We start from the raw sequence: 13044 nt of genomic DNA, 5'->3' as shown, positions 1-13044 counted from the left end.
GCTGGAACAGGATCAAGACATACAACACACGCCCCGTTGCGGGGGCCCGATCGCGACCGGCTGAAGGGCGAAAAGCGTCCTCGCCGGACGGGCAGGCCGCCAAGGAGGAGGAAGAGCGGTCGTGTTCTCCCCGCACGGCCTGTCGAAGACCACCACCCTGGTCGTGGCAGGTCAAGCGAAAAGCGCGCTTGACCTGCCACGACAAGCGCGGTCGCCCTGCGGGCAGGCCATACGGGGAGAACACGAGGGCACCGGACCGCGCCGGCGGCGCACCGCTCGTGCAGGTGGGCTCGTGCGGGCGGTTGCTAGGCGGCGTGGCCGGTGACCTTCGTCGGGGTCAGGCGGAGCACCACGCGCACGAGGGCGGGGTCCTCCTCCGGGTAGGGCTTGCCGAGGTACTTGTGCGACAGGGCGTCCACCACGGCGTGGCCGGTGTCGTCGGTGATCGTCACGGTGCCCCGGATCTCCGCGTAGACCTCGGGGTTCTCGCTGCTCCACACGCTGACGCTGGCCCGCGGGTCGCGGCGCAGGTTGCGCTCCTTCCGGCGGTCGCGCAGCGTGGAGAAGATCAGGTCGTCGCCGTCCCTGGTGATCCACATGACGGAGCTCTGCGGGCTGCCGTCGGGGTTCAGGGTGGAGATGGTGGCGTAGTTCCTGCCGTCCACCAGGGCGCGCACGGCCGGGTTGAGGGTGATCGCCATGCGCCTCAGGCTAGCGGCACGACCAGCGCGGTGGCGATGGCGGCGATGCCCTCGCCGCGCCCGGTGAGGCCGAGGCCGTCCGTGGTCGTCCCGCTGACCGAGACGGGACCGCCGACGGCCGCCGAGAGCACCCGCTGCGCCTCGTCGCGGCGCTTGCCGATCCGCGGCGCGTTGCCGATCACCTGCACGGCCGCGTTGCCCACCCGCAGGCCCGCGCCGGCGAGCAGGCGGCGCACCTCGGCCAGGAACTCCACGCCGTGCTCGCCGGACCAGCGCGGGTCGCTGGTGCCGAAGACGGAGCCCAGGTCGCCCAGCCCGGCGGCCGACAGCAGCGCGTCGCACAGGGCGTGCGCGGCGACGTCGCCGTCGGAGTGGCCCGCGCAGCCGTCCGCGCCCTCCCAGCGCAGGCCCGCCAGCCAGCAGTCCCGGCCGGGTTCCACCCGGTGCACGTCGGAGCCGATGCCGACCCTCACGCCCCGCCTCCCGCGAGCAGTGCCTCCGCGACCGCCAGGTCGAACGGAGTGGTGATCTTCATGGCGTCCTGGTGGCCGGGCACCGTGGCGACCTTCACACCCAGGCGCTCCACCAGGCCCGCGTCGTCGGTCGCGGACGAGGCCGCTTCGTGCGCGCGCAGCAGCACCCGGGCGTCGAAGCCCTGGGGCGTCTGCACGACGCGCAGGGCGGAGCGGTCCGGGGTGGCGACGACCAGGCCACCGGCGTCGACCTCCTTGACCGTGTCCACCACCGGCAGCACCGGGACGACCGCCGGGTTGCCCGCCCGCACCGCCTCGACCACGGCCCGGACCACCTCCGGCGGCGTGAACGCGCGGGCGGCGTCGTGCACCAGCACGACCGTGGTGCCCGGGATCGCGCGCAGCGCGTGGACCAGCGCCGACCGCACCGAGTCCGAGCGCTCCGCGCCGCCGGGCACGACGTGCACCGCCCCGCCGGCCGGGGCCAGCGGGGCGGTGACGGTGTTCACGACGTCCACATCGGAGGGCGGCGCGGCGATCACGACGTGCCGCACGCAACCCGACTCGAACAAGCCGCGCACCGCGCGCACCAGCAGTGGAACACCGGCGACCGGCACGAGCGCCTTGGGCATGCCGTAGCCCAGCCGCTCACCCCGGCCCGCGGCGGGCACGAGCGCGACCACACCCATGTTCGCGGATCTCTGCTTCGGACGGGCGCCGAGGGTCAGGACGCGGTGGCGAGGACCTCGTCGAGGAGGACCTCCGCCTTGTCCTCGTCGGTGCCCTCCGCGAGCGCCAGTTCGCTGACCAGTATCTGCCGAGCCTTCGCCAGCATCCGCTTCTCACCAGCGGACAGACCGCGATCCTTCTCGCGCCGCCAGAGGTCGCGCACCACTTCGGCCACCTTGTTCACGTCACCGGACGCGAGCTTCTCCAGGTTGGCCTTGTACCGCCGGGACCAGTTGGTCGGCTCCTCGGTGTGAGGAGCGCGCAAGACCTCGAAGACCCGGTCGAGACCCTCCTGGCCGACGACGTCGCGCACGCCGACGATCTCGGCGTTGTCGGCGGGGACGCGGACCGTGAGGTCACCCTGGGCAACCTTGAGGACGAGGTACTTCTTCTCCTCGCCCCTGATCACACGAGTCTCGATCGCTTCGATGAGAGCGGCACCGTGGTGCGGGTAGACGACGGTCTCTCCGACCTTGAAAACCATGTGTCCTCTGCCCCTTTCGCTAACCCCATCCTAACACGCCGAGCAATCCCCTCTTCGGCGTCCGGAGATCGGTTAGCGCAGGTCAGGGCTGCGCGGGGGTTGACAAACACCCTGCCGTCGTGCAACGGACGAGGTCGATCTTGCTCCACTGTGGACGCCGCCGGGCGGCGGGATCGGCTGCGGGGCACCACGTGAGGTGGGTGATCGGCGATCCGGTTAGGCTCCTGGACTGGTGGTCGACCGGTGCTACGGCCGGTGACGACCCGCCCAGCCAGCACACCGGAAGGATCCGAGCAGCCGTGGGTCGCGCAGAGCAGAAGTCCCCAGCGCCTCGTCGCCTGGTCGTCGTGGCCGCAGCGGCGACGGGCCTCGCCCTGGCCGTCGCCGGTTGCAGCGCTGGCCAGGTCACCCAGACCGACACCCAGGTGGCCGCGGTCAACGGGGCGAGCGGCGGGGTCGGCGCGATCGCCGTCCGCGACGCGCAGTTCCGGTTCCCGGTCGCCGAGGGCCACTACCGCGAGGGCGACGACGCGCCCGTCATCGTCGCGATCGCCAACAACGACCCGCTGCAGGCCGACAAGCTGCTGTCGGTGACCAGCGACGGCAGCCGCGGGAACGCCGAGATCACCGGCGACGTGGACCTCGAGCCCGGCACGGCGATCGCCGCCGGCTCCGACCAGGACGACGAGTCGGGCCAGGGGTCGACCACGACCCCGAAGTCCTCGGCCTCGTCGCCGACCGGCTCGGCCTCGTCGACGTCGTCGGCCTCGTCGCCGACCTCCGGCGCCCCGACCACGACGACCACGCCCACCACCACGACCGGGTCCCAGTCCGGGTCCGCGTCGTCGTCGCGGTCCACGCCCACGGCGGGCCAGGGCGGCGTCAGCTCGGTGTTCCCGACGACGCCGGGCAACAAGCCCTCGTCCTCGGCGGACATCACGGGCGAGCCCGGCCGGGTCGCCATCGTCCTCAAGGACCTGACCCGGGACCTGCGGCCGGGGCAGACCATCCGGGTGACGTTCCTGTTCGAGAAGGCCGGCCCGCTCACGCTGGAGCTGCCGATCGGCGCCTCGCCCGACCCGCGCTCGGAACCGTCCTCCGGGCACTGACCGCGCGCTCCCGCACCGCACCGGGGAACCCGCCGCGCGCCGCGCGTGGCGGGTTCTTCGCCGTCCACCGCCGCGCGGCGGTGTCGGTGGCGGTGGTTAGCCTGCGTCGGTGGTGAAGAACGGGCGGGTGGCCAAGGCGACGAGCTACCGGTGCGCCGAGTGCGGGCACGAGGTGGCCAAGTGGGTGGGGCGCTGCCCCGAGTGCCAGGCTTGGGGCACCGTCGAGGAGCGCGGCGTCAGCCGGTCGGCGGCCACGCGGCTGGTGGCGGGCGCGCCCAGCTCGCCGGCGCGGCCGATCGGCGAGGTCGACGTCGAGTCCGCGCGGGCCCGGCGCACCGGGGTCGCCGAGCTGGACCGGGTGCTGGGCGGCGGGCTGGTGCCCGGCGCGGTCGTGCTGCTGGCCGGCGAGCCGGGCGTGGGCAAGTCGACGCTGCTGCTGGAGGTCGCCTACCAGTGGGCGGTGAAGGGCGCGGTGCCCTCGCTCTACATCACCGGTGAGGAGTCGGCGGGCCAGGTGCGCCTGCGGGCCGAGCGGACCGGCAACATCCACGGGCAGATGTACCTGGCCGCCGAGAGCGACCTGGGGGCGGTGCTCGGGCAGGTGGAGGCGGTGCGGCCCGGTGTGCTGATCGTCGACTCGGTGCAGACCATGTCCTCGCCCGAGGTGGACGGCACGCCGGGCGGGGTGACGCAGGTCCGCGCTGTGACGACGGGCCTGGTGGCGCTGGCCAAGGAGCGCGGGCTGCCCATCGTGCTGGTGGGGCACGTCACCAAGGACGGCTCGGTGGCCGGGCCGCGGGTGCTGGAGCACCTGGTCGACGTGGTGCTCCAGTTCGAGGGGGACCGGCACTCCAGCCTGCGGCTGGTGCGGGGCGTCAAGAACCGGTACGGCCCGGCCGACGAGGTGGGCTGCTTCGAGCTGCGCGACGACGGGATCGTGGGCGTGCCGGACCCGTCCGGGCTGTTCCTCAACCGGCGGGACCAGGACGTCACCGGGACGGCCGTGACGGTGGTCGTGGAGGGCAAGCGGCCGATGCTGGGCGAGGTGCAGGCCCTGGTGACGGCGACCAACCTGCCGTCGCCGCGGCGCGCGGTCAGCGGGCTGGACTCGGCGCGGGTCGCGATGGCGCTGGCCGTGCTGGAGAAGCGCGGGCGGATGTCGCTGCACAACAAGGACGTGTTCACCGCCACGGTCGGCGGGATGCGGCTGGTGGAGCCCGCGGTCGACCTGGCGGTGGCGCTGGCGGTGGCCTCCGCGGCGACCGACCAGCCGCTGCCGCACGACCTGGTGGTGGTCGGCGAGGTCGGGCTGTCGGGCGAGCTGCGGCGGGTGAACGGCGTGGGGCGCAGGCTCACCGAGGCGGCCCGGCTGGGCTACACCAAGGCGCTGGTGCCGCCGGACGCCGGGCCGCTGCCGCCGGAGACGCGGGCGCTGGTGGCGCACGACCTCGTGGAGGCGCTGCACCTGCTCAAGCTGCGGAAATGAGCTGAATCGAACGCTTGTTCGAGTTGTCCACGGGTGTGGACAACGGTGTGGACGGGGGCCGGGCGCCCCCGCCGCTGCGTGCGGCCCCGACGCGCGCCGGGGCCGCACGCGGCGCTACCTCGCCAGCAGCTGCGCGCAGCGGATCAGGCCGAGGTGGCTGTACGCCTGCGGGTGGTTGCCCAGGGAGCGCTCCGCGATCGGGTCGTACTCCTCGGGCAGCAGGCCGGTCGGGCCGGCGGCGTCGACCATCTGCGCGAACAGCTCCTCCGCCTCCGTCCGCCGCCCGGTGAGCAGGTACGCCTCGATCATCCACGCCGCGCACAGGTGGAAGCCGCCCTCGTCACCGGGCAGGCCGTCGTCGCGCCGGTACCGGTACACGGTCGAACCGGAGCGCAGCTCCGCCTCGATCGCCGTCACGGTGGCCTGGAAGCGGTCGTCGGCCGGGTCGATCAGGCCGGACAGCCCCACGTGCAGCGAGGCCGCGTCCAGGTCGTCGCCGTCGTACGCGGTGGTGAACGACTGCGCCTCCTCGCTCCACCCGTGCTTGAGCACGTCGTTGGCGATCGTGTCGCGCAGCACCGGCCACGACGGGTCGACCTCCCGGCCGTAGGTCTCGGCCAGCGACACCGCGCGGTCCAGCGTCACCCAGCACATGACCTTGGAGTACACGTGGTGCCGGGGCGCGTGGCGCTCCTCCCAGATGCCGTGGTCGGGCTCGTGCCAGCGGCGGGCGACCGCCTCGGCCATCGCCTGCACCATCAGCCAGTCCTGGTCGGTCAGCGTGCCGCGGGCCGCGGCGAGCTGCGTGACGAGGTCCACCACCGGGCCGAACACGTCCAGCTGAACCTGCTGGTTGGCGAGGTTGCCGACGCGCACGGGCCGTGAGCCCGCGTAACCCGGCAGGGTGTCGATGACCGCCTCGGCGCCCAGCATGGTGCCCTGCAGCGTGTACAGCGGGTGCAGCCGCTCCGGGCCGGGCAGCGTGGCCAGCACGCCGTGCACCCAGCGCAGGAACGACTCCGCCTCGCCCAGCGACCCCACCGACACCAGCGCCTGCGCGGTCAGCGCCGCGTCGCGCAGCCAGCAGTACCGGTAGTCCCAGTTGCGGATGCCGCCCAGCTCCTCGGGCAGCGAGGTGGTGGCCGCCGCCATGATGGCGCCGGTCTCGTGGTGCACGAGGCCCTTGAGCGTCAGCGCCGAGCGCAGCACCAGCTCGGACTCCACCGGCGGGACCTTGAGCGTCGCCGCCCAGTCCGACCAGAACGAGCCCGCGCGGGCCCGGCGCTCGGGCTCGCCGAGGGTGGCCTCGGACAGGTCGTCCGTGCCGCAGCGCAGCTCCAGCAGGATCGTCGCGCCCTCCCGGGGCCGCACGACGGCCGTCGCGGTCTCCTGGACGCCGTCGGAGGTGATCTCCCAGTCCACGCCCGGCGACCGCAGCACCATCGGGTCGGAGGTGCCGACGATCCGCAGCCCGTCGCGCTCGCGCAGCAGCCGCACCGGCACCTGGCCGAACTCGGGCCGCGGCGCGAAGGTGACCACCGCGTCGGTCGAGCCGGAGATGCGCCGCACCAGGTCCGTGCGGTGCGAGGCCAGGTCGTGGTCCAGGTAGTCGGTCACCAGCAGGCGCGACCACCGGGTCTCCACGATCATCGTGCCCGGCACGTACCGCTGGCCCAGGGGCAGCGAGCCGTGCTCGGGCTTGATGGAGAAGTGGCCGGCCGCCGGGCCGCCGAGCAGGTCGGCGAACACCGCCGCCGAGTCCGGCTCGGGGTGGCACAGCCAGTTCACCCGCGCGTCGGGCGTGAGCAGCGCGACGGACCGCTCGTTGGCCAGCATGGTCAGCCGCTCGATCGGCACCGCCTGGTCGCCGTGCAGCCACGCGCGGCGCTCCTCCAGCAGGAACGCGAGCACGGTGGCCACGTCCAGGGTGTCGCCGATGTGGTACCCGGCCAGCGACTCGCCGTCGCCGACCTTGATGCCCACGTCGGGGCCGGTCAGCCGGGCGAACGCCTTCTCGTCGGTCACGTCGTCGCCGACGAAGACGGCGGCCGTGGCCGACACGCGGTGGCGCAGGACGTCGAGGGCATGGCCCTTGTCCGTCTGCACCACGGCCAGCTCCACCACGGCCTTGCCCTCGGTCACCTGCACGCCGTCCCAGGTGCACGGACCACCGCGCACGGCGTCGAGAACCCGCTCCCCCACGGTGGGTTCGGCGCGCCGCACGTGCACCGCGATGCTCGCGGGCTTGACCTCCAGGGCGACGCCCTCGTGGCCTTCGACGATCACCTCCAGTTCGGCTTCCAGCCGGCGGTGCAGGGTGCGCGCGTCGGCGTCGAGCGCGTGCACGAAGCCGACGTCGAACTCGGATCCGTGCGAGCCGACCAGGTGCACCTCGGACGGCAGTCGGGACAGCGTCGCCAGGTCCCGCAGGGCGCGGCCGGAGATCACCGCCGTCGTGGTCTCGTGCAGCCCGGCCAGGGAGCGCAGCGCGCCCACCGACTCGGGCAGCGGGCGGGCGTCCTCAGGGTTGGCCACGATCGGAGCCAGTGTCCCGTCGTAGTCGCAGGCGACCAGCAGGCGCGGTGTGCGCGCCAGTTGGACGATCGCACGGCGAAGATCGGCGGGGAGGGCCTCGGCGGTCAACGCCCCTCCTCAAGACTCGGTGGGACAGGTCGGGTGCGTGGTCTGAACTGATTCAGACCGAAGTCTGCGTACCCAAGGCGTCAAGGAACGAACGAGCCCAGCGGTCGACGTCGTGCGTGAGGACTTGGCGGCGCAGCGCGCGCATCCTACGGCGGCCCTCGGCCGGATCGAGCGTGAGGGCCGCTTCCAGGGCGTTCTTGACGCCGTCGAGGTCGTGCGGGTTGACCAGGAAGGCGCTCGTCAGCTCGGCCGCGGCGCCGGCGAACTCCGACAGCACCAGCGCCCCGCCGAGGTCGTAGCGGCTGGCCACGTACTCCTTGCAGACCAGGTTCATGCCGTCCCGGACCGGGGTCACCACCATGACGTCGGCGGCGGACATGAACGCGGTCAGCTCTCGGCGGTCCACCGACTGGTGCAGGTAGTGCACGACCGGGTGGCCGACGGTGGAGAACTCGCCGTTGATGCGGCCGACGGCCTGCTCGATCTCGCCGCGCATCTGCTTGTAGTGGTCGACCCGCTCGCGGCTGGGCGTCGCGAGCTGGATCATGGTCACCTCGGTCGGGTCCACCCGGCCGTCGGCGATCAGCTCGTAGAGCGCCCGCAGCCGGACGTCGATGCCCTTGGTGTAGTCGAGGCGGTCGACGCCGAGCAGGATCTTCTTCGGGTTGCCGAGGTCCTCGCGGATCTGCTTCGCGTGCTGCTGGACGTCCTTGGTCCGGGCCAGCGCGTCCAGCCCGGCCGAGTCGATCGAGATCGGGAACGCGCCCACCCGCACCGTGCGGTCGCCGACCTGCACCACGCCGGGCCGGGTGCGCACGCCGACCGCGCCCCGGCTGGGCTCCAGGCCGACCAGCCGGCGGGCCAGCCACAGGAAGTTCTGCGCGCCGCCGGGCCGGTGGAAGCCCACCAGGTCCGCGCCGAGCAGCCCGCGGATGATCTCGGTGCGCCAGGGCAGCTGCATGAACAGCTCGACCGGCGGGAACGGGATGTGCAGGAAGAACCCGATGCGCAGGTCCGGCCGCAGCTCGCGCAGCATGGCGGGCACCAGCTGCAGCTGGTAGTCCTGCACCCACACGGTCGCGCCCTGCGCGGCGACCTTCGCCGTCACGTCGGCGAACCGCTGGTTCACCCGCACGTAGGTGTTCCACCACCGGCGGTGGAAGGCGGGCGGCGCCACCACGTCGTGGTAGAGCGGCCACAGGGTGCCGTTGGAGAAGCCCTCGTAGTAGTCGCGGACCTCGGTCGCGCTCAGCGCCACCGGGTGCAGCTGGAGGCCGTCCTCCTCGAACGCGTCCACCTCGGCGTCGGCGATGCCGGGCCAGCCGACCCAGGCGCCGCTGTGCGTCCGCAGGAACGGCTCCAGCGCGCTGACCAGGCCGCCGGGGCTGTGCTTCCAGCGCTGGGTGCCGTCCTCCAGGCGCTCCAGGTCAACCGGCAGGCGGTTGGCCACGACCAGGAAGTCCGCGCCGTTCTCGCCGATGCTGCTCACCGGGTAACGCCTCCTAGGGGGATCCGTCTCGCCCGCACCCGAGGTTAACGGGAGCGCCCGTTCCGGGTGCCCTACCGTCATCCCCGTCACACGGAGTTCAACCAGGTTGGACGTATCTCACGTCCGGGTGGACGACCGGCCGTCCCGTCGCCCGGCCGGGCGCGGTGGTCCGGACGACCGGGGTCCCGACAGCTTCCGCTCCAGTCTGCCCAACCCGGTGCGCACCGGCCGGCCGAGGAACTCGCCCAGCACCACCCCGCTGGCCAGGGCCAGCGCGGTGCCGGCGGCCAGCACGAGGGTCGACAGGCCGGCCGTGTCGCCGTCGACGGTGAGCTGGTAGAGGCCGCGGTAGGCGGTCCACCCGGGCAGCAGCGGCACCATGCCGGCCACGGCGACCACCAGCGGCGGCGTGCGCAGCCGGCGGGAGACGACCGCGCCGCCGAAGCCGACCACCGTGGCGGCGACCGCGGCGCAGGCGACGGCGTTCGTGCCGGTGAGCGACAGCAGGCCGAAGGTGGCGGTGCCGACCGCGCCGGCCGCCGCCGCGATCGGCAGGGCGCGCAGCGGGGCGTAGGCGGCCAGCGCGAAGAACGCCGAGGTCGCCGCGCCCGCCGCGAACTGCATCGGCACGGCGGAGATCAGCGGCGGCAGCGGGTCCGCCGCGGAGGTCCGCACGCCGAACTGCACGCCGGCGCGCAGGGTGAGCGCGATGCCGGTGATCAGGCCGGCGGTGAGCAGGGCGATCTCCATGGTGCGGCCGGCGGCCGTGACGTTGTAGCCGGAGATCGCGTCCTGCACCGCGCCGACCAGCGACAGCCCGGACAGCAGCACCACGATGCCGGTGGCGACCAGCAGCGACGGGCGCAGGCCGGGCAGCGCGTTCGTCGCGTACAGGGCCAGGGCGGCGGAGGAGGCCAGCGCGCCGCCCACCACCTGCTGGAAGAAGAACGGCAGCGACCGCCGGTTGAGCACCCGGCCCACCCGGTCGATCACCGCGGTCACCAGGGCCGCCGACAGGGCCAGCAGCAGACCGCCGCCGACCAGGAACGCCACCCCGCCCGCCATGCCCGCCCGCGCCGCCGTGGCGACCCAGCGCGGGTACGGGTGCGGCTGCTTGGTGATCCGGTCCAGCTCGGCGTACGCGTCGGGCGCCTCGACCCGGTTGTCCGCGATCCGCCGGATGAGGTCCTCGACGGCCGCGAGGCGCGTGTAGTCCAGGCCGCGCGAGCGGACCACGCGCAGCGACGTGATCGGGGCGGCCTCGGTGCCGCGGTGGCAGGAGACGGTGATCGACGTGTAGATCACGTCGACCTCGGTGCGGGGCAGCCCGTAGGACTCGGCGACGGCGGTCACGGTCGCCGTGACGTCGGCCGCGCTCGCGCCGCTGGCGAGCTGGACCTCGCCGACCCGCAGCGCGAGGTCCAGTACCAGGTGGACGGTCGCGTCGTCCGGGAGGGACGGTCCCTCCACCGGTTGCCAGAACCCGGGTGTGGTCCCGGGGTCTCGGTACCGCCTGCGCCCCAGCCGCACGGGCATCCCCTCCTCGTGGTCGTCCTCCTGCCTGTGCCACGCCCGACGGTGTCACATTCATCGCTGTGTCATGCGCCACGCCTGGAGGAGGTACCTAGAAAGGATGAGTCGATCACCCTGCGTTGAACACTGTTGATAGTGCTGGCCAGCGGTTTTATGCTCTGCGGGGCCCACTCGGACGGGCTCGCCACCTCCGGATGGAGCAGTGGCGGCACACCGTGAGCAGACCGTTCGCCGCAGGTGACACCCGGTGCGGGCGCTTACGATGTTCCCGGCCGTCGGCCGCGCCGGTGTAGCTCAATTGGCAGAGCACTCGCCTTGTAAGCGAAAGGTTAGGGGTTCAAGTCCCCTCACCGGCTCTCGTGTTCAATGGCCCGACTCCGTCGGGCGGCTCGGCCGCCTGGGAGTCGGCGGCTCGCGGGGCGGTTGTCGCCGATCGAAAAGCGTGATCGACGACAACCGCGCCACGAACCACCGACGCGGCCTCGCTGTGTTGGATGGCCGCTGCTTCGCAGGCGGCGGCTCGGCCGCTGGGAAGTCGGCGGCTCGCGGGGCGGGTCTTGCCGATCGAAGGGCGTGATCGGCAAGACCCGCGCCACGAACCACCGACGCGGCCTCGCTGTGTCTGATGGCCGCTGCTTCGCAGGCGGCGGCTTGGCCGCTGGGGAGTCGGCGGCTCGCGGGGTTACTCCTTGTCGACGGTGATGCCGTAGCCGACGCCGCCGATGTCCTCGCCGTCCACGTGCTGCACGATGTGCTGGACGAACTCACCGGGCTCGGCGCCGCCCACGAAGGTCAGTTCGGTGGTGAAGCGCTCGCCCGGCCTGATGGGCAGGCCGACGAGGGCCGCCCGCTTCGGGTCCGCCACCTCGACGCTGGTCTCACCCACCTGCTTGATGCCCTCGGCGTGGCCGCCGGACTGGCGCCACAGCTCGAACAGGCGCGGGCCCAGGTCGATGACCACCCGGCCGCTGCCGACCAGCGGGCGGTCCGGGCTGGTGATGACCAGGTCGGTCTTGATCTCGCGCTCGGTGGCGTTGCCCACGGCGAACCAGGACCTGCCGGGGCTCAGCGGCTTCACGCGGATGGTCTGGAAGTTGCGCCACGCCACGTTGTTGTTGCGCTTGGTGTTGAGCGCCGTGTCGGAGACCTCCGGGTAGCCCATCGGGTCGCTCGCCGACACCCAGCGCGCCAGCAGGCAGAAGTGGCCCGGACCGGGGACGGGCTTCCACGGGATCTTCGCCACCGTCGTGCCGCCGGTGGGCACGGTGAGGCTCTTCTGGCCGATGAACGTCCAGTCGCCGTTGGTCACCGGGTGCCAGTTCGTGGAACCGCCCGGCGTGGTGCGGTAGACCTTCAGCGTGCCCGACGAGTCCCCGCCGCCGTACGGGCCGGGGTTGTTGAGCCGCACGTGGATGTAGTTCAGCGCGCCCACGACCGGCTGGATGCCGCCCGGCCCGCAGTCCGCGGTGGTCGGGCAGACCTTGATGTCCGGGCTGTTCCAGAACAGCGAGTTGCCGTTCGGCTCGACACCGGTGTCGGCCACCTGGTCGCGGATGAACACGTCGCTGCGCTTGCAGTCGCGCAGGAAGTTCACGATCGCCGTGCTCACGCCCGAGCCGTTGGCCTGCGCCTGGGTGAACAGGCCGCCGGTCGTGGTGGCGTAGTTCTGCATGATCGGGATGATCGGGTTGTTGAAGGTGGTCGACGTGGGCACGTAGACCGACGAGATCTTGATGCCGTTGCCGAGCGCCTGGTTGGCCCGCAGCGCCGCGTTGTTCAGGTCGGTGTTGGTCGTGGTGTCGTAGACGTCGTCGAACCCGCCCGGCCGGGCGTCGGTGATCAGCACCGCCAGCTTGGTCGCGTTCGACCGCCAGCCGACGGAGAAGTCGGCGTTCTGCGGGCGGCCCGCCGCGGGCAGGTTGTTGACCACCGTGTTGAGCGCCTCGTCGGACGCCTCGGGCTCGCCGTTGCCGCCGCCCGCGGCGAGGGCGTTCACGCTCGCGGCGACGGCGTTCTTGTTGCCGGGCGCGAAGTTGTTGACGACCGTGATGTTGTCCTTGAACCGCACCAGGCTCAGCCGGTAGTCGAACCCGGACAGGTCCTCGACCACCTGGGCGATCTGGTTGATGCCGGTCTTCAGGTTGGCGATCGCGCCGCCCATGCTGCCGGTGTCGTCGACCACGAAGGAGACGTCCATCGGGCCGCACTTGGACGGTGCGGGGGCAACGGGGGCGGCGGTGGCAGGGGAGACCGCCTGGGTGACGGACGCGGCGAGCGCGAGCGCGAGCGCCGCGAGCGCCGGTCTGCGTGTGCGATGCATCGTCGGTGTCTTCTCTCGGTCGGGCACACCGGCGCAGGGTCGGCGTGCGGTCCGGGCGTGACCGGACGCCGATGCCC

Annotated in this window: 10 protein-coding genes and 1 tRNA gene; 3 read left to right on the top strand and 8 right to left on the bottom strand. The window is 72.8% G+C overall.

Going from position 1 to position 13044, the window contains the following annotated elements; translation table 11 throughout:
- Positions 1–305 precede the first annotated feature (305 nt).
- The 4 genes from JOE68_RS13185 to JOE68_RS13170 are packed head-to-tail and all read right to left on the bottom strand — an operon-like array spanning position 306 to position 2387.
- Positions 306–701, bottom strand: coding sequence for a PPOX class F420-dependent oxidoreductase (locus JOE68_RS13185; RefSeq protein ID WP_204842647.1), 396 nt, complete (start codon positions 699–701; stop codon positions 306–308).
- Positions 702–706: 5 nt separating this feature from the next.
- Entirely contained in the window at positions 707–1174 is a 468-nt protein-coding gene (gene ispF, locus JOE68_RS13180; RefSeq protein WP_204842646.1) for a 2-C-methyl-D-erythritol 2,4-cyclodiphosphate synthase, read from the bottom strand.
- Positions 1171–1863 (bottom strand): 2-C-methyl-D-erythritol 4-phosphate cytidylyltransferase, encoded by a 693-nt coding sequence (ispD, locus tag JOE68_RS13175; protein WP_204842645.1) that lies wholly within the window; start codon positions 1861–1863, stop codon positions 1171–1173. Before ispD ends, ispF begins: the two co-directional genes overlap by 4 nt.
- A gap of 35 nt (positions 1864–1898) precedes the next feature.
- Positions 1899–2387: a CarD family transcriptional regulator gene (locus JOE68_RS13170; RefSeq protein WP_204842644.1), complete on the bottom strand. Its 489-nt coding sequence runs from the start codon at positions 2385–2387 to the stop codon at positions 1899–1901.
- A gap of 347 nt (positions 2388–2734) precedes the next feature.
- Between JOE68_RS13170 and JOE68_RS13165 the strand changes: the two genes are divergently transcribed.
- Both JOE68_RS13165 and radA read left to right on the top strand, forming a co-directional pair.
- Positions 2735–3496, top strand: coding sequence for a copper chaperone PCu(A)C domain-containing protein (locus JOE68_RS13165; protein WP_204842643.1), 762 nt, complete (start codon positions 2735–2737; stop codon positions 3494–3496).
- 109 nt (positions 3497–3605) lie between these two features.
- A complete protein-coding gene (gene radA, locus JOE68_RS13160; RefSeq protein ID WP_204842642.1) occupies positions 3606–4982 on the top strand; it encodes a DNA repair protein RadA in 1377 nt (458 codons plus the stop codon).
- A gap of 114 nt (positions 4983–5096) precedes the next feature.
- Here the strand turns inward: radA and otsB are convergent, their stop codons facing one another.
- The 3 genes from otsB to JOE68_RS13145 all read right to left on the bottom strand — a co-directional run bounded on the left by otsB (position 5097) and on the right by JOE68_RS13145 (position 10650).
- Entirely contained in the window at positions 5097–7625 is a 2529-nt protein-coding gene (gene otsB / locus JOE68_RS13155) for a trehalose-phosphatase (RefSeq protein ID WP_204842641.1), read from the bottom strand.
- Between the two features lie 52 nt (positions 7626–7677).
- Positions 7678–9114, bottom strand: a complete 1437-nt coding sequence (locus JOE68_RS13150; RefSeq protein ID WP_204842640.1) for an alpha,alpha-trehalose-phosphate synthase (UDP-forming) — start codon at positions 9112–9114, stop codon at positions 7678–7680.
- Positions 9115–9231: 117 nt separating this feature from the next.
- The gene (locus JOE68_RS13145) at positions 9232–10650 is read right to left on the bottom strand and encodes a threonine/serine exporter family protein (RefSeq protein WP_239562232.1); all 1419 of its coding nucleotides are present in this window, start codon (positions 10648–10650) and stop codon (positions 9232–9234) included.
- A gap of 280 nt (positions 10651–10930) precedes the next feature.
- On the opposite strand from JOE68_RS13145, the gene JOE68_RS13140 reads away from it, so the two are divergent.
- A tRNA-Thr gene (locus tag JOE68_RS13140) sits at positions 10931–11003 on the top strand.
- 326 nt (positions 11004–11329) lie between these two features.
- Here the strand turns inward: JOE68_RS13140 and JOE68_RS13135 are convergent.
- On the bottom strand, positions 11330–12844 hold the full coding sequence (locus JOE68_RS13135; protein ID WP_239562231.1) for a vWA domain-containing protein: 1515 nt from the start codon (positions 12842–12844) through the stop codon (positions 11330–11332).
- Positions 12845–13044 lie beyond the last annotated feature (200 nt).

The organism is Saccharothrix algeriensis (assembly GCF_016907655.1).
Taxonomy (GTDB): Bacteria; Actinomycetota; Actinomycetes; order Mycobacteriales; family Pseudonocardiaceae; genus Actinosynnema; species Actinosynnema algeriense.
Note: the sequence above shows the minus strand (reverse complement) of the source record. Positions and strands in the feature narration are given on the sequence as shown.

What these genes read in the sequence shown, in the direction of transcription:
- JOE68_RS13170 (WP_204842644.1), bottom strand. Translation starts at nt 2,387, where the DNA reads ATGGTTTTCAAGGTCGGAGAGACCGTCGTCTACCCGCACCACGGTGCC.
- ispD (WP_204842645.1), bottom strand. Translation starts at nt 1,863, where the DNA reads ATGGGTGTGGTCGCGCTCGTGCCCGCCGCGGGCCGGGGTGAGCGGCTG.
- JOE68_RS13185 (WP_204842647.1), bottom strand. Translation starts at nt 701, where the DNA reads ATGGCGATCACCCTCAACCCGGCCGTGCGCGCCCTGGTGGACGGCAGG.
- JOE68_RS13135 (WP_239562231.1), bottom strand. Translation starts at nt 12,844, where the DNA reads ATGGACGTCTCCTTCGTGGTCGACGACACCGGCAGCATGGGCGGCGCG.
- JOE68_RS13145 (WP_239562232.1), bottom strand. Translation starts at nt 10,650, where the DNA reads ATGCCCGTGCGGCTGGGGCGCAGGCGGTACCGAGACCCCGGGACCACA.